The following is a 16,222-nucleotide window of genomic DNA, read 5'->3' as shown; positions in this document are numbered from 1 at the left end:
GCCTTACTCTGCTAATAATTTCTTAATTTCTGCCTCTGTTTCTTCATATTTTCCTGCGCCGACTTGCACATAACGAATGATCCCTTTTCGATCGATCAAGTAAATTGTCGGCCAGTATTCCATTTTGAAGTTCTCCCAATTCTTGCCAGAATTATCTGTCATAATTGGATAACTAACGTCCTCTGCAAGCACATACTGCTGAAGCAATAAAAATGACGTGTCGTCTTTAGAATTCGGGGTATGAATGCCAATCACGGCCAATCCAGACTTGCCATAAGTTTTATGCCAGGACTGCAGCTGGGGAGACATTTTACGACAATGCGGGCAAGATCTTCTCCAGAAATCAATCAACACAACTTTTCCGCTTAAACTCGCTAGTGACAATGCATCTGAATTTAGCCAGCGACCTTGATACAATTCTGGTGCAGGTTGGTCTTGCATCGCGGTTGAAGAGCTTAATGCATTAGCCATACCATAAATTGCCCCGCCACAAGCTGAAAAGCTGGGGAGTAGGAACACAAGTAACCATAGTTTATTAAGATGCTTCATTTGATACCCTCATTATTTGCCTTCATTTGAGTGCTGACGTCAGCGCTATCGTGAAAAAGTTCTAAGTCTGAAGAGGCAGAGTTAGATTTCAACTCGAGATAGCGCAGATACTGCTCTTTGGACAATATTTTTTTAAATTGTGAATCTCGAGCACTACTTAGATTTCGCTCTTGAGCAAGGAAAAGCTTAACCTTTTCCTGCATGCTCAATTTCTGATGATCTGCGCTCGCGAAGAGTTCTGCATTCGCTGCAGCTGTTGAAAATAAGATTGAACGCAGAGCTTCTTCCTGCTGAGGTGCCAAGGCCAATTTGCGAGTGAAATAAAATTGCTCTTTCTCAATTCCTTCATACTCTGACTTTTTAAATGACTGCTCAACCTGTTCACGATAAAACTTGGCCTGATCTTCACCAACTATATCAGCGAGTTGCTTGTTACTCTTACCACGAAAGACCTCAAGCAATTCGACTTCCTGCTTAGCATCGACTGTAATAAACTTCTGCAGAATTTTTAAGCGACGTAAGGCAAAATCGGTATTAGCCCCGGCTGCAAGATCTTGATTAAACTTTTCTTTCAACTCTACATGATCCCCTGTGAGGTCTGCTTGATTTGCCTGCACTGCTGAACCTGAGCGATCCGAATCGTGATCGGGTTTAGCGTCCTCTGCTGCGCTTGATTTTAGTTGGCGTGGATCTTCAAGCACTTGCTCAATGCACAAGGGAGTATTGATTCGGGCCCAAATCAGACCAGCAGTAAAGGCTAGCGCTGCAACAGCTAAGACTCCCGCGAACAAGCGCAGTGAAAATTGCATTATTATTGATATTCTCCGATCGGAATGCAACTACAAAATAAGTTTCTATCACCATAGGTATTATCAATCCGTGCAACGGCAGGCCAGAATTTTTGTGTGCGCAAGCTCGCAACCGGATAAGCTGCTTCTTCACGTGAATACCGATGGTTCCATTGATTTGAACTTAGTTCGAGTATCGTATGTGGTGCATTTTTCAAGGGATTATCCTGAAGGTCAAACTTATTTGTGGCAATTGCTTGAATTTCTCCGCGGATCGCAATCATCGCTTCGCAAAACCTATCAAGCTCAGCCTTAGATTCGCTCTCAGTTGGCTCAATCATTAATGTCCCCGGAACTGGCCAAGAGACAGTTGGAGCGTGAAATCCATAGTCCATTAAGCGCTTGGCGATGTCTTCAACCTCAATTCCCAAAGTGTGCTTAAATTCGCGTAAATCCAGAATGCACTCATGCGCAACATAACCATTTTTGCCTTGATAGAGCATGGAATAATGCGGGGCTAAGCGTTTGGCTAGATAGTTTGCATTAGCAATGGCCATGGCAGTTGCTGCAGTTAATCCTTCACCACCCATAGTCTTAATATAGACCCATGGAATCGTAAGAATCAGCGCAGAGCCCCAAGGAGCTGCGCTAATTGGTCCAATTGCAGCTTCTCCACCGCAGGCAACCACTGGATGCCCTGGCAAAAATGGCGCCAAATGCTCTGCGACGGCAATCGGTCCCATCCCTGGGCCGCCACCACCATGTGGGATACAAAAAGTTTTATGCAAATTTAAGTGGCAAACATCTGCACCGATATCTCCCGGGCTAGTAAATCCAACTTGAGCGTTCAAATTCGCTCCATCCATATAAACTTGACCACCTGCGGCATGAATAATTTGGCATAACTCTTTAATGCCTTCCTCAAATACACCGTGAGTGGAGGGATAAGTAACCATCGCTGCTGCTAGCGTGTCACGATACTGGTCGGCCTTAGCTTTAAGATCTCCTAAATCAATATTACCTGAATCGTCGCAACTTACAGGCACAACTTTAAATCCAGCCATCACGGCACTCGCTGGATTTGTGCCGTGTGCAGATTCTGGAATTAAACAAATTGTGCGCTTTGTTTCTCCGCGCTGCTCCAGGTAGGCACGAATCACCATCAACCCGGCATATTCACCTTGCGCGCCTGAGTTTGGCTGCAAAGAAACACGAGCAAAACCTGTTGCCGTTGCCAAATCCCTTGCTAAGTCAGCAAAAAGTTTTTGATAGCCCCGTGTTTGGTCGGCAGGTGCAAAGGGATGAATCGAAGCAAACTCCTTCCATGTAACAGGAACCATCTGTGCAGTTGCATTCAGCTTCATTGTGCAAGATCCAAGTGGAATCATCGAATGCGTTAGCGATAAATCCTTATCTTGGAGCCAATTAATATAACGTAACATTTCAGTTTCTGATCTGTATTTACTAAAAACAGGATGGCTTAAATATGTAGACTTGCGTTGGTACTTTTGCTCAAAAGGCAATTCACTTCCGGCTTGGAGCTTGATTGTGCTTCCAGTTAAGGCCCAGACGAGGTCGACAAGATCCCCTGCAGTCGTAGTCTGGTCGAGAGAAATTCCGAAAAAGTCCTGGTTAAGATTGCGCAGATTTATTTTCTTTTCTTTGAGGCGCTGCATCACGGTCGACACCGAAGTTCCCTGGGGAGGTGCCACGCAAATTGTATCAAACACATTCTCTGTTAAGATTTTACAGCCTGCGTTTTTCAAAGCAGTGCTCAGTTTTTTAGTCTGCGTGGCAATAGTTGTTGCAATTTCTCGCAAACCTTCAGGTCCATGATAAACTGCGTACATGCTAGCCATCACAGCAAGTAGCACCTGTGCTGTGCAAATATTACTTGTCGCTGTTTCGCGACGAATATGTTGTTCACGTGTTTGCAATGTGAGGCGGTAAGCTGGATTACCAAAACGGTCTTTAGAAACCCCGGCAAGTCTCCCTGGTAGTTGCCTGCGGTATTCATTCTTTGTTGCAAAAAAAGCTGCGTGTGGTCCACCGAATCCAAGTGGCACGCCGAAACGTTGGGAATTGCCCACAACAATATCAGCACCAAATTCACCTGGCGGAGTAATCAAACACAGTGCCATTAAGTCTGAAGCGACTGTGGTTAATACTTCGCAGGCACGTGCGGCTTGAATAAAGTTTTCAGGCGCTCCCAATGCCCCATCTGTTCGAGGATATTGGATCAAGGCGCCAAAAAACGAATTGTCGACCTTAAAGTTATCTTCAGAGGCGATCATCACCTCAATGCCTAATGCCTGGGCACGGGTTTTTACTACAGCGATAGTTTGCGGATGACAGTGCGTAGAAATAAAATATTTATTCCGGGATTGGTCTTTACAAACACGATGACTCATTTGCATCGCTTCTGCGGCAGCTGTTCCTTCATCTAGTAGCGAGGCATTCGCAACTTCCATTGCCGTTAAATCACAAACCATGGTTTGAAAATTAATTAAAGCTTCCAGACGCCCCTGTGCGATTTCTGCTTGATACGGAGTGTACTGTGTATACCAACCTGGGTTCTCTAGAATGTTTCTTTGAATCACAAGTGGCGTGTGGGTATTATAGTAACCCATTCCGAGGAACGATCTAAAAACCTGGTTTTCACTGGCATAATTTTGTAGTAATGCCAAAGCCTCGGTCTCCGAAAGTGCAGGTTGTAAATCGAGTTTACGCTGAATTCGAATCGCTGCTGGAATTGTTCGATCGATTAACTCTTCAAGAGATGTTGTCCCGATAACTTTTAAAATTTCGCTCAACTCATTACTACGTGGCCCAATGTGGCGACTGGCAAAGTTTGCTTGTTGGGAAAATGGCATAGAAAGTGACATATTTATAACTACCTTTTAGCTACTCAATTGCAGTCAAAAAATGTATGTTTTAGGCAAGCAAGTCAAACGCTAAGCAAATGGCCCAGGCATCAAATAGAATTGTTATCAACTCAACTCTGCAGATTCCACGTGCGGAAATAGAATTTAACTATGTGCGCAGTTCTGGACCAGGAGGGCAGAACGTAAATAAAACTAATTCTAAGGCTGAGTTACGTTGGAATGTTTTTCATTCTCCATGCCTGAGTGCTTTACAGCGCAAATTAATTCAAAATTCGTCCGCAACAAAACTCAGTTTGGCCGGAGAAATAATTATCACCAGTAACCGTTTTCGTGACCAAATTCGCAACAAGGAAGATTGTCTAGAAAAATTTATCAAGCTGATACGCCAAGCCTTGCATCGTCCCATGGTTCGCAAAAAAACCAAACCGAGCTTAGGTTCAAAAGCACAAAGGCTTAATCAAAAAACCTTGACCGGAAAAAAGAAAAAAATGCGCGGAAAAGTTAAATTCGAAGATTAATTTTTTATTCGACTATCAACACCCCGCCATCAAGTTCTTTAAGTAATTCGAAAACAGATAATAGTTTTGCTTGCTTTACCAGATAGTTCAAATCAATTGGCTCTTTTCGACGTAAAATCATTTGAACATCTTGCCTACTTTTATGGCTACCTTTTTTGATCCACAGCAGCTTTGAAAGGACTGCGTCCTCTTTAGAAATCAACGGTCCATAAACGCCGGATAAAATTTCAACGTTGACTACATGTTCGTACTCTCCCGGCACGTTCTCACCAACATGTAAATCGACTTTAATCATTGTTTGCTTATCTAGGACTTGAAAAATCGATTGCCTGCTGACTGCATCTTTAATTGTTTCAGGATAAAGAATAAAATCTGCAGAAAATAGCGCAATCAGTCGGTCGACAATCGGATTCTTCGGATCAATCTTTTACGATATCAATATCTTGGGTAAACCTCGGCTCTCCATAATATGAAGCAGCCAACCCACCAGTAATTAAATGGGGAATGCCAAGCTCAGCTAGTACATTCAAAGTTTTAACCAAAGTCTCCTTGAAATCTTCCATAAATATTACTTATCAGCCAACTGAATTAATTTTAAAGTTTCTATATCAGACATATACATGCGTTCTGCAATTTTACCTTTCAATTCCTTTAACGATAAGCCTGGGTTCATTGTTTGGATCTGAATCGCAAGCATTTCCCGTATCGCATCGTACAGCTTGCAAGTTCGCTCAACTCGCCAAATCGGGCCAAGTTTATCCAAGGCTTCATTATAATCATTTTCAATTGTTCGCATGTTCAAGCATTCATCCATTTATAAGTTACAAGTATTTAGTACCTACCTTCTGGTGCTGGGTGGCGATAGTAATCTGAAGGGTCTTCGTATCTTGTATCCGTACGATCAGTATCGTTGTTACGATTGTAAGTTGTGCGTGCCTGATCCTTTTCTTCCTCTGCTTTTGCAGCTCGATCCTTGGCGCGCATGTCTTCAACACCACTCATAAAAACGTCAACACCTCGTCCCATTTTCTCGGCTGGGCCTTCTGAACGCTGAATACATGCTGAAAAACTTAGCATGACGAAACTCGTTAAACTGATTAAAGCTACAGATATTTTCATCGGGTCTAAACCTCCAAAAAGAATAAAAGCAAAATACACTATCTTCGATACTTTCAGCAAAGTTCCTTGAAATTTACCTTGAATCATTATAGCTTCTTTACCTCTAGCTTGAGGGTCAACTTCGATGAGTAAAAAACCACTGGTGGGCATTATTATGGGCTCGCAATCTGATTGGGCGACGATGAGTAGCGCTGCGGAAATACTTGATCAGTTGAAAGTTGCTTATGAGGTTAAGGTCGTATCCGCTCATCGCACTCCAGACCTACTTTATAAGTATGCTACCCAAGCTAACAACCGCGGCCTTGAAGTAATTATTGCCGGAGCAGGCGGAGCGGCGCATCTACCTGGGATGACTGCAGCAAAAACTCATCTCCCAGTTTTAGGCGTTCCCGTAGAATCCCGTACTCTCGCCGGGATTGATTCCTTATTATCAATCGCACAAATGCCTAAGGGAATCCCAGTTGGGACGCTGGCGATTGGGCAAGCCGGTGCTGCAAATTCAGGACTGCTTGCAGCAGCGATTCTAAGTAACAAATACCCGCAAATTAAAAGCGCATTAATTAAGTTTCGTGCGGTTCAAACTAAAGCTGTCTTGAAAAATCCTGACCCACGCAGTACCAAGCAAAATCCAACCAAGAAAAGAAAAACCGCAAAAGGCAGATAATGAAAATTGGCATTCTCGGCGGTGGTCAGTTAGGTCAAATGCTGGCATTAGCTGGGAAATCTCTTGGCCACACCTTTGTTTTCCTCGATCCTGCCCCAGACGCACCTGCCCGTGCCCAGGGTTTGCATCTTTGCGGCAGCTATGAGGATCCAAAACTACTCACCGAGTTTGCAGAGCTGGTTGATGTAATTAGTTGTGAATTTGAAAATGTGCCCACGCAAAGCTTAAAATTCCTCGCAAAGCTCAAGCCAGTTTTACCCAATCCTGATGCTTTTACGGTTGGCAGAAATAGAGTTAATGAAAAGCTTTTATTTGCCAAACTTGGAATTCCCGCCGCTGACTTTTTTGAACTTTCAAGCAATTTCGATCTGCCCCGCGCAGCGGCCAAGCTTGGTGATAAATTTGTCATTAAAACGTGCGAATTTGGCTATGACGGCAAAGGGCAGCAAGTAGTAAAATCAGCAAACGATCTAAAGGCAGCACAAATTACAGGCCCAAGCATCGCCGAGAAATTTATCGAATTCACTCGCGAACTCTCTCAAATTGCCGTGCGCGCTGAAGGCGGTGAAATGAAATTCTACCCGCTCGTAGAAAACATCCACACTGAAGGGATTTTATTTAAAACTACCGTACCAGCAAACGTTTCTAAGACCCAAGACGACTCTGCCCAACAATACGTGAGAGCAATTGCTGAAAGCTTAAACTATGTCGGAGTGCTGGCCCTCGAAATGTTTGAAGTGCAAGGCAAACTCTATGCAAATGAACTTGCTCCGCGAGTCCACAACACTGGCCATTGGTCGATTGAAGGAGCTAAAACGAGTCAATTCGAGAATCATCTTCGCGCGATTAGCGATCTACCACTTGGCGACACCGAAGCTATTGGATTTTGTGCAATGTTAAATATTATCGGCAAACATCCGGACTTAAAAGCACTTAAGAAAATCAACTCGAGTTTTATTCATCTTTATGGCAAGCAAGAGCGTCCAGGTAGAAAACTGGGACATGTTACCGTAGTCACTCAGTTACAATCTGAATGCACCGCCGTAGTTGAGCAAATCAAGCAAGTCTTACGAAACGAGTAAGAATTTATCGATCGCTCGTTGGTAAGTAGCACCCGGGTCGACTAAGCTGCGTAGAAGGAAAATTCCATTTCAACCGTAGCCCCCAGTGGCAGAGCTGCAACTCCAATTGAGGTTCGCGCCGGAGGGTCAATTGTCGTAAAAAACTCCTCCCAGGCTTTATTGATTTCCGGGAATTGATCGAATTTAGTCGTATAAATTCTTGCCTGAATCAAATGGTTTAAAGTCAGTCCCCATTCGCTACTGCCAGCTTGAAGCAAGCTTAAAATGTGTTTTGTCTCTGCGTATGGTCCCCCACTGACAAGTTTCTCCGTCGTTGGGTCGATTGCCACCATCCCTGATAAAGTATACCAGGGGCCAGTTTTGACGCAGGGTGTATAACGAAATTTAGGGGCATAAAACTTAGTTGATTTCAGTAATTCACGACTCATAGAATTAGCCCTCTCTTTTTGCTATACATTTTTGCTATTGGGTCACGGCCACTAAGATAAGGAAAGTATAAACTGTATCTTTGCTATAAGTGGGTTTATATAGCTATTTGAAAACAATGGAAACAATACAAAATTTTATTGGCGGAAAACATCAAAACGCTTTGAGCGGAAAAACTCTGCCCAACGAAGACCCTTCCACAGGCACAGTTTATTCTACTGTGCCAGATTCAGATTCAGAAGACGTTGCACTAGCTGTCGAAGCTGCAGAACTTGCTTTTCCCCAATGGTCACAAACTCCAGGTATCGAGCGGGCTAAAATTTTCCGTCGGATTGCAGATATTTTAACTGCAAAACACGAAGAACTTGCTCGTGCCGAATCAATTGATAACGGGAAACCAGTTTCACTAGCTCGCAGCGTTGATATTCCACGAAGTATTAAGAATTTTTCTTTCTTTGCAGATACAATTTCTCAAGCTGCCTCGGAGGCTTATTATTCAGACGAACCTCGAGCGATGCATTGGACCACGCGCAGCCCCTTGGGAGTTGTCGGCACAATTTCTCCTTGGAATTTACCGCTCTATGTTTTCACTTGGAAAATTGCTCCGGCACTAATCACTGGAAATACTGTGGTGGCTAAACCGTCAGAAGTAACTCCAATGACTGCTCATCTTTTGAGTTTTATTGTTAAAGAAGCAGGGCTTCCTCCGGGTGTGCTAAATCTAGTGCACGGCACTGGCCTGAGCGCTGGCGCAGCGCTAACCGCCCACCCGAAGATTAAAGCAATATCTTTTACTGGCAGCACTAAGACTGGAGCAGCAATCGCCGCAAGCACTGCCACTCAATTTAAAAAACTTTCCCTGGAAATGGGTGGTAAAAATCCAACGGTTGTCTTTGCCAGCGTGGCTTCCGCTAGCGCAACTTTCGAAAAAGCCGTGACTGGAGCATTAAGAGCAGCCTTCAATAATCAAGGTGAAATTTGCCTCTGCGGTTCACGAATTATTGTCGAAAAATCAATTTACCCCAAATTTAGAGAAGCGCTCTTAGAAAAAGTTAAAGCCTTAAAAGTTGGTGACCCGCTGTTAGAGGATACTAACCAAGGTGCTTTAGTTTCTCGGGCGCACTTTGAGAAAGTTTCTGCAGCAATTGATCTCGCCCGCAGTGAAGGTGGAAAAATTCTCTGTGGTGGCCAGCCCGCAACAGTTCCAGGCCGTTGTGCTAAAGGTTATTTTTATCAGCCAACTTTAATTGAAGGGCTCGATCCAAGCTGCCGCACTAACCAAGAAGAAATCTTTGGCCCAGCTGCAACCTTAATTCCCTTTGAAACCGAAGAGGAAGCCATTAAAATTGCAAATGGCACAGCCTATGGTTTAAGTTCTTCAGTCTGGACCACGGACATCTCACAAGCCCATCGCGTAGCAACTGCTCTTGAAGCAGGGTTAGTTTGGATTAATTGCTGGATGGTTAGAGATCTAAGGACTCCTTTTGGAGGAGTTAAGCAAAGTGGCGTTGGGCGTGAGGGTGGAGTGGAAGCACTGCACTTCTTTACTGAAGCTAAAAGTATTTGCATTAGTTACTAGTTGTTGTTCTTTTAAAATTTCTTTTGGGTAGTTCTCACGATTTCAGGTTTTATTTTCTTAGGTCTGAAGACTCTCAGTTATTCCTTAAGGCGAAAACTTTAAGGAATGACTAAAGCCAGTCTTCAGGAGAACAATAAATGATAACGAAACTTGACGATGTGCTAGCTGGGCTAGCCAATCTGACCTCCAAGCAATTAGAGTTCATACGGGACAATATGGAACCGACCGAAAACGCCCTGAGCAACCTTTTCAGCGAACTCGGTGTCGAAGGCGGATATACAACAGAATACGGTACTGTCGACGAAGTCGTCAGCCAAATTAAAACCCGTATTGGGGGAATCCTTAGTCAACGCGCAACTCGCATTTGACCGATCGCGATGAAGGTAAGAAGTTCTTAAAGACAGTAGTGATACTGTCCTACCGGTTATATAGCGTTTTTTCGCGTGAGAACTTCCCCTTCTTTTAATCCTGGATTTTTAACACTTTATATAGCTAACTTGCTTTGGGATTTTGCCACGTGTAATTGTCACTTCCATGACAGATGCAATTCATTCTTCCAAAGCACCTGAACCCGTGGGTCACTACCCGCATGCAAAACGTGTTGGTAACTTGCTCTTTCTTTCAGGGGTCGGGCCACGCGAACGCGGGAGTAAAAAAATCCCCGGCGTTGAGCTTGGTGGCAATGGCGAGATTTTGTCTTCAGATATAGAAGCTCAATGCCATGCAGTCTTTAAAAATGTGCGCGCAGTTCTTGAAGCTGCCGGTAGTCGCTGGGAGAATTTAGTTGACGTCACAGTCTATCTTACGAATATGCAGGAACATTTTCCGATCTACAATCGTCTTTGGGCAGAATATTTTAAAGTTTCACCACCTTGCCGCACAACCATTGAGGTGCTTTCGCTACCTACCCCAATTGCAATCGAGCTAAAATGCATTGCGACAATTGATCAATAAAAATGAGTAATTTAAATTTACATAAAATTGACGTGCACACTCACATCCTGCCGCGTGAGATCCCTAAATTTAAATCACGCTTTGGTTACGGCGGGTTTATCGAACTCGATCATTGCTCGGCCTGCACGGCTCGCATGATCCGTGACGACGGTACGCATTTTAGAGATATTCAAAGCAACTGCTGGGACCCAATTGAACGTATTACCGACTGCGACAAATCTGGAATCCGCTTACAGGTGCTTTCAACTGTGCCTGTGATGTTTAGTTACTGGGCCAAACCCAAGGATGCACTTGAAGTCAGTAAATTCTTAAATGATCAAATCGCAACAACTGTAGCCAATTACCCTGACCGGTTTGTAGGGCTAGGCACCGTGCCGCTACAAGACGCTGCACTTGCAATTGATGAGCTGAAGCGCTGCATTAAAGAGCTCAAACTAGCTGGCATTCAAATCGGTTCGCACGTGAATGGAACCAATCTCGGCGAAGAAAAACTATTTCCTTTTTTTCAAGCAGCAGCAGAGCTTAACGCTGCAATTTTTGTTCACCCCTGGGACATGCTGGCTCCGGAGCGCATGAATAAATTTTGGTTCCCCTGGTTAATCGGCATGCCGACTGAAATCGCCGTTGCCATCAGCTCACTGCTTTTATCCGGCATTTACGAGAAACTTCCCACCCTGCGCCTCGCCTTTGCTCACGGCGGAGGATCATTTGCCGGAATGTTAGGGCGTATCGAGAAGGGATTTTACTGTCGCCCTGACCTAGTTGCCACAGAAACTAAAATTTCACCGCGCCAGCAACTGCATAAAATTTACGTTGATTCTTTAACCCACGATACTCAAACATTATTACAGATCGTAAAGCTCTTTGGAGAGAGTAACGTGATGCTTGGCAGTGATTACCCTTTCCCGCTAGGAGAAGATCAACCTGGCCAATTAATCGAGGGTTTAACTGAGATTAGCGCTCAAGTTAAAAGTAAACTACTCACAGATAATGCTTTGATTTGGCTCTATGGCCATCAAGGAAAATAGCTATGTCAGAAATCATTAATTTTGAAGCAACTGAAAGCTGCGCACTAGAACTAGATCGACAGGATTCCTTAAGAGACTTTCGCAACCAATTTCATTTTCCACAAACAGCCTCTGGGCAAACAACACTTTACCTCACAGGAAACTCACTTGGATTACAGCCAAAGAAAACCAAAGACTGTGTCTTAGCAGAGCTTGAAGACTGGGCGAATCTTGCAGTTGAGGGACATTTCCGCGCACGTCACCCCTGGCTACCCTATCATGAATTTTGCACGCAGGGACTCGCTCACGTTGTCGGAGCAAAACCAATTGAAGTTGTCGCCATGAATTCCTTAACTGCGAATTTACATTTTTTACTCGTATCTTTTTATCGACCAACTCCTGAACGTTTTAAGATTTTAATTGAAAGTAACGCTTTTCCCTCCGATCAATATGCAGTTGCTTCGCAAGCACGCTACCATGGCTACGATCCAAAGAGTGCTGTGGTTGAGTTAACACCACGTGTGGGAGAAGAAACTCTTCGCACCGAAGACATTTTAAATTTCATCGAGAAGCAAGGTGACAAAATTGCGGTGATCCTCCTTGGTGGAGTTAACTACCTCAGTGGCCAAGCCTTTGACATGCAAGCAATTACTGCGGCAGGCCATAAAAAAGGTTGCCTGGTTGGTTTCGACCTCGCACATGCTGCAGGAAATATTAAACTTAATTTACATGACTGGAATGTCGATTTTGCGGCCTGGTGCAGTTATAAATATCTAAACTCGGGGCCGGGAGGAATCGCTGGATGCTTTGTGCATGAGCGTCACGCCGATGCACAACTCCCTCGCTTTGAAGGTTGGTGGGGAAATAACAAAGAAATTCGCTTTAAAATGTTAGCTGAGTTTTCTCCCATTGGCGGCGCTGAGACTTGGCAGTTGAGTAACCCGCCGATTTTACAGCTTGCAGCATTACGTGCCTCTTTAGAAATTTTTCAAGCTGCGACAATCGATGCACTCCGCGAAAAAAGCATTCGTCTTACTGGTTACCTAGAATTTTTACTCGAAACAATTTTACCGCCAGGGTTCTGCACGATTGTCACACCTCGCGACCCAAAGAGCCGCGGTTGCCAACTTTCGCTGCGGCTGCAAGGTCGTCCTCGGGAAATTCAAAAGCGCCTAGAGGCCAGTGGTGTAATTTGCGATTTTCGCGAGCCTGACATTATGCGCGCTGCACCGACACCGCTTTATAACTCATACCAAGACGTCTATAAATTTGTAATGCTTTTGCGAGAATATACTAACGCCTAATACAAAAATGTCTAAAGAAAATTTTCAAGGTGATGTAATAATTATCGGTGCGGGCTTAGTGGGCTCGCTCTTAGCAGTATTTCTCGCCAAGCGCGGCTACACAGTAGACTTACTTGAACGTCGCCCCGACATGCGTAAAGAAGTAATTGACCGTGGTCGCTCGATTAATCTTGCCGTCTCCGTGCGCGGACTGCATGCCTTGGAACTTGCTGGGCTTAAACAACAAGCTTTAGAAATTGCAATACCGATGCCGGGTCGGATGGTGCATTTAAAAGACTCAACAACTCATTTTTATCCTTACGGGCTAGACTCCAGTGAAGCAATTAATTCGATTTCACGTGGTGAGTTAAATAAAATGCTACTCAGTGCCGCAGAAAATACAGGAAAGGTCGATTTCCATTTTAATACCCGTGTAACGAAATACGAGCTTGAGACTTCAACTCTTGAGTGTGAGAATCTCCAGACAAAAACTACCTTCCAAATTTCCCGTGCTCCAGTTTTTGGGACAGACGGGTCGGCCTCAGCCATACGTCGAGCTTTAGCTAATCAGCCAGGTGCAAATTTAAGTGAACGAAAAATTGACTACGGCTACAAAGAATTAGTCATTCCACCTGGCACAAATGGCAATAAATTCTTGATTGAAAAAAATGCTCTACATATCTGGCCACGTTCCCAATACATGCTGATTGCTCTTCCCAATTTAGATGGCAGTTTCACAGCGACACTGTTTCTTCCCTTTCAAGGACCGGTCAGTTTTGCGCAACTTACAACGACAAGCGCCGTTGAGGATTTTTTCCAAAACGAATTCCCGGACGCGGTAAAATTGCTTCCCGGACTTTGTGAAGATTTCTTCTCTAACCCGACTGGAGAAATGTTTACAGTAAAATGCTTGCCTTGGCGACACACTGGTAAGTGCTTACTACTCGGTGATGCGGCACATGCAATTGTGCCTTTTTTTGGCCAAGGCATGAATGCAGGCTTTGAAGATTTAACGGTGCTCGACTCAATACTTGAGACTGTTGGCGCAAATTGGGAAAGCGCTTTCAACCAGCTTGAACAGCGACGGAAAATCAATACAGATGCAATCGCTGACTTAGCTGAAGAAAATTTCATTGAAATGCGTGACCGTGTTGCCGATGAGTATTTTCAAGCCGAGCGTCAAATTGAGAAAGTAATTGAGCGCGAATTCCCGGATTTATATGTTTCACGCTATCGACTTGTAAGTTTTAGCCAGGTCCCATACAGCGTGGCACTTGAAGCAGGCAAAATCGAAAATCGTTTACTTACCGAATTTCGCCAAAAGTTTGGCAAATACGATCAAATTGATATTAAGTATGCTCGTTCTCGAATTGAAACTGAACTTAGCCCCGTACTTGCTGAGTATATAAAAAAAGATAATAGGAAAATATGAGCACTGAACGTTTCAATTATTCTTCGTATCTTAAAATCCCTGAATTACTATCAATCCAGCATCCGGTTAGCTTCAAAACCAATCAGCCTGCCCACGATGAAATGTTATTTGTTACCGTGCACCAAGTTTTCGAACTCTGGATGAAGCAAATTATATTTGAGTTTGATTCCGTAGTGTCAATGTTCCAGAGCAACTTTATCGACGAGCGTAATATTGGCATTGCCTATGCTCGCCTTAATCGCATCTCCGAAATTCAAAAGCTTTTTATCCAGCAAATTGAAGTCTTGGAAACAATGACGCCACTTGATTTTTTAGATTTTGCTAATCTACTTGTAGGCGCATCGGGGTTTCAAAGTTTCCAGTTTCGCTTAATCGAGGCCAAGCTTGGCCTAAAGCGCAGTGAACGTTTGCTTTACAACAATCGTCCGGTCGATGCCGACCTAGTTGAGGGCGAGAGAAAGCAAATCGCAGATGCAGAAAGTGCCCCAACACTTTTTACGGTGATTGAAACCTGGCTCGAGCGCATGCCCTTCATTAAATCTAAGGATTATTCTTTTGTTGATGCTTTCGCGCAGGCAACAAAGTCTTTAGTTGAGCAGGAAATGTGTGAAATACAAAAATGTGCTGGATATGAAAAAGAAATCCGCCTTAAGCGGATTACTGAAATCAACCGACAGTTTGCAACCGTACTCGATGAAAATGCTCACAATCAAGAAGTTACAGCTGGAAACCGCAAATTCTCCTACCGTGCGATGCTTGCGGCACTGTTTATTTCTCTCTACCGCGATGAGCCCATCGTGCACTTACCCTTTAAAGTTTTAGAAGCTGTTTCGCGAATTGACGGAGAATTGGCACATTGGCGTTACCGCCACGCGCTAATGGTCATGCGCATGGTCGGATCCAAGCCTGGCACTGGAGGGTCCTCAGGCTATGACTATTTGATAAAAACAATTGAAGCGCATCGTGTGTTCAAAGATTTAATGAGTATCACAACTCTCTTTATTCCGCGCTCGCAACTACCCAAACTACCAGCTACAATAGAGCGCAGCTTAGGATTTATATACACTTATGAGCAGTAATCAATATCGGTTTGAGGGAAAGCGAGCACTAGTCTGTGGCGGGTCGCGAGGACTAGGCAAAGCTGCAGCAATTGAACTGGCCAGTCTTGGCTGCGAGGTTATTTTACTTGCACGCAGTGAAGAAACTTTAAAGCAAACGCTGCGCGAACTCCCAGGCACCGGGCATCACTACATCACCGCCGACTTAACTAAAGTAGAAATTCTACAAACGGCACTTAGCGCAAACGCAAATCTCTTTGCCAAGCCGATTGAAATTTTAATTAATAATGCCGGTGGACCCGCAGCTGGTGAAATTCTAAATGCTGAGCTTGATGCTTTTAAAAGCGCCTTTGAAACGCATTTACTTTGTAGCCACAGCTTAGTCCAACGCTTACTCCCCGGAATGCGTGCTGCAAATTACGGAAGAATCATTAATATCATTTCAACTTCAGTCAAGCAGCCAATCCCTGGGCTTGGAGTCTCAAACACAATACGCGGCGCGATGGCAAGTTGGTCAAAGACGCTCTCCATGGAAGTTGCGCGTTATGGTATCACTGTAAATAATATTTTACCTGGAGCAACCACAACTGACCGCTTAACAGCACTGATTAAGAACAAAGCCGAAAAACGATCGGTCAGTGAAGCGCTGATTGAAAGTGAAATGCAGTTAGAAATTCCAATGGGGCGTTTCGGTAAGCCTGAAGAAATTGCCGCGACGATTGCCTTCCTAGCATCTCCTCAAGCAAGTTACATTACAGGTGTTAGTATCCCGGTTGACGGCGGCCGTACTTCTGCACTGTGAGTGCATCGTAATTAAACCTCGTGTGAGTAAATTTAATTACCAAAAAATTCATCTCTTTCTTGTTTCCCCATGAGCA

At 44.1% G+C, this 16,222-nt stretch carries 19 protein-coding genes; 11 read left to right on the top strand and 8 right to left on the bottom strand.

Annotated features, from left to right (window positions below; genetic code table 11):
- Positions 1–3: 3 nt before the first annotated feature.
- The 3 genes from JNK13_07910 to gcvP are packed head-to-tail and all read right to left on the bottom strand — an operon-like array spanning position 4 to position 4,222.
- Complete coding sequence (locus JNK13_07910) at positions 4–549, bottom strand: redoxin domain-containing protein (protein ID MBL7662661.1); 546 nt, start codon at positions 547–549, stop codon at positions 4–6.
- Complete coding sequence (locus JNK13_07905; GenBank protein MBL7662660.1) at positions 546–1,358, bottom strand: hypothetical protein; 813 nt, start codon at positions 1,356–1,358, stop codon at positions 546–548. The genes JNK13_07910 and JNK13_07905 overlap by 4 nt, the downstream gene beginning before the upstream one ends.
- A gap of 2 nt (positions 1,359–1,360) precedes the next feature.
- Positions 1,361–4,222 (bottom strand): aminomethyl-transferring glycine dehydrogenase, encoded by a 2,862-nt coding sequence (gene gcvP, locus JNK13_07900; GenBank protein ID MBL7662659.1) that lies wholly within the window; start codon positions 4,220–4,222, stop codon positions 1,361–1,363.
- 77 nt (positions 4,223–4,299) lie between these two features.
- Here gcvP and arfB point away from each other — a divergent pair, with 77 nt between their 5' ends.
- Positions 4,300–4,740 carry an aminoacyl-tRNA hydrolase gene (gene arfB / locus JNK13_07895; protein MBL7662658.1) on the top strand — a complete coding sequence of 147 codons (441 nt, stop codon included), beginning with the start codon at positions 4,300–4,302 and terminating at the stop codon, positions 4,738–4,740.
- A 4-nt stretch (positions 4,741–4,744) separates the two neighbouring features.
- Here arfB and JNK13_07890 read toward each other — a convergent pair whose 3' ends face one another.
- The 4 genes from JNK13_07890 to JNK13_07875 all read right to left on the bottom strand — a co-directional run bounded on the left by JNK13_07890 (position 4,745) and on the right by JNK13_07875 (position 5,859).
- On the bottom strand, positions 4,745–5,035 hold the full coding sequence (locus JNK13_07890) for a hypothetical protein (protein ID MBL7662657.1): 291 nt from the start codon (positions 5,033–5,035) through the stop codon (positions 4,745–4,747).
- A gap of 124 nt (positions 5,036–5,159) precedes the next feature.
- On the bottom strand, positions 5,160–5,303 hold the full coding sequence (locus tag JNK13_07885; protein MBL7662656.1) for a hypothetical protein: 144 nt from the start codon (positions 5,301–5,303) through the stop codon (positions 5,160–5,162).
- A 5-nt stretch (positions 5,304–5,308) separates the two neighbouring features.
- Positions 5,309–5,536, bottom strand: coding sequence for a hypothetical protein (locus tag JNK13_07880; protein ID MBL7662655.1), 228 nt, complete (start codon positions 5,534–5,536; stop codon positions 5,309–5,311).
- A 35-nt stretch (positions 5,537–5,571) separates the two neighbouring features.
- Positions 5,572–5,859 carry a hypothetical protein gene (locus tag JNK13_07875; GenBank protein MBL7662654.1) on the bottom strand — a complete coding sequence of 96 codons (288 nt, stop codon included), beginning with the start codon at positions 5,857–5,859 and terminating at the stop codon, positions 5,572–5,574.
- Between the two features lie 124 nt (positions 5,860–5,983).
- Between JNK13_07875 and purE the strand changes: the two genes are divergently transcribed.
- Entirely contained in the window at positions 5,984–6,523 is a 540-nt protein-coding gene (gene purE / locus JNK13_07870) for a 5-(carboxyamino)imidazole ribonucleotide mutase (protein ID MBL7662653.1), read from the top strand.
- Positions 6,523–7,605, top strand: coding sequence for a 5-(carboxyamino)imidazole ribonucleotide synthase (locus JNK13_07865; GenBank protein ID MBL7662652.1), 1,083 nt, complete (start codon positions 6,523–6,525; stop codon positions 7,603–7,605). The genes purE and JNK13_07865 overlap by 1 nt, the downstream gene beginning before the upstream one ends.
- 41 nt (positions 7,606–7,646) lie before the next feature.
- Here the strand turns inward: JNK13_07865 and JNK13_07860 are convergent, their stop codons facing one another.
- A complete protein-coding gene (locus JNK13_07860) occupies positions 7,647–8,033 on the bottom strand; it encodes a RidA family protein (GenBank protein ID MBL7662651.1) in 387 nt (128 codons plus the stop codon).
- 116 nt (positions 8,034–8,149) lie between these two features.
- Between JNK13_07860 and JNK13_07855 the strand changes: the two genes are divergently transcribed.
- The 8 genes from JNK13_07855 to JNK13_07820 all read left to right on the top strand — a co-directional run bounded on the left by JNK13_07855 (position 8,150) and on the right by JNK13_07820 (position 16,146).
- Positions 8,150–9,610, top strand: a complete 1,461-nt coding sequence (locus tag JNK13_07855; protein MBL7662650.1) for an aldehyde dehydrogenase — start codon at positions 8,150–8,152, stop codon at positions 9,608–9,610.
- Positions 9,611–9,825: 215 nt separating this feature from the next.
- The gene (locus JNK13_07850; GenBank protein MBL7662649.1) at positions 9,826–9,978 is read left to right on the top strand and encodes a hypothetical protein; all 153 of its coding nucleotides are present in this window, start codon (positions 9,826–9,828) and stop codon (positions 9,976–9,978) included.
- A gap of 166 nt (positions 9,979–10,144) precedes the next feature.
- Positions 10,145–10,564, top strand: coding sequence for a RidA family protein (locus JNK13_07845; protein MBL7662648.1), 420 nt, complete (start codon positions 10,145–10,147; stop codon positions 10,562–10,564).
- Between the two features lie 2 nt (positions 10,565–10,566).
- On the top strand, positions 10,567–11,592 hold the full coding sequence (locus tag JNK13_07840) for an amidohydrolase (GenBank protein ID MBL7662647.1): 1,026 nt from the start codon (positions 10,567–10,569) through the stop codon (positions 11,590–11,592).
- 2 nt (positions 11,593–11,594) lie between these two features.
- Positions 11,595–12,875 carry a kynureninase gene (kynU, locus tag JNK13_07835; protein MBL7662646.1) on the top strand — a complete coding sequence of 427 codons (1,281 nt, stop codon included), beginning with the start codon at positions 11,595–11,597 and terminating at the stop codon, positions 12,873–12,875.
- Between the two features lie 7 nt (positions 12,876–12,882).
- Positions 12,883–14,286 carry an FAD-dependent monooxygenase gene (locus JNK13_07830; protein ID MBL7662645.1) on the top strand — a complete coding sequence of 468 codons (1,404 nt, stop codon included), beginning with the start codon at positions 12,883–12,885 and terminating at the stop codon, positions 14,284–14,286.
- Positions 14,283–15,365 carry a tryptophan 2,3-dioxygenase gene (locus JNK13_07825; GenBank protein MBL7662644.1) on the top strand — a complete coding sequence of 361 codons (1,083 nt, stop codon included), beginning with the start codon at positions 14,283–14,285 and terminating at the stop codon, positions 15,363–15,365. The genes JNK13_07830 and JNK13_07825 overlap by 4 nt, the downstream gene beginning before the upstream one ends.
- Positions 15,355–16,146: an SDR family oxidoreductase gene (locus JNK13_07820; protein ID MBL7662643.1), complete on the top strand. Its 792-nt coding sequence runs from the start codon at positions 15,355–15,357 to the stop codon at positions 16,144–16,146. Before JNK13_07825 ends, JNK13_07820 begins: the two co-directional genes overlap by 11 nt.
- Positions 16,147–16,222 lie beyond the last annotated feature (76 nt).

This window comes from bacterium, assembly GCA_016786595.1.
Lineage (GTDB): Bacteria > Bdellovibrionota_C > UBA2361 > SZUA-149 > JAEUWB01 > JAEUWB01.
This window is presented reverse-complemented; position numbering and strand designations above follow the sequence as displayed.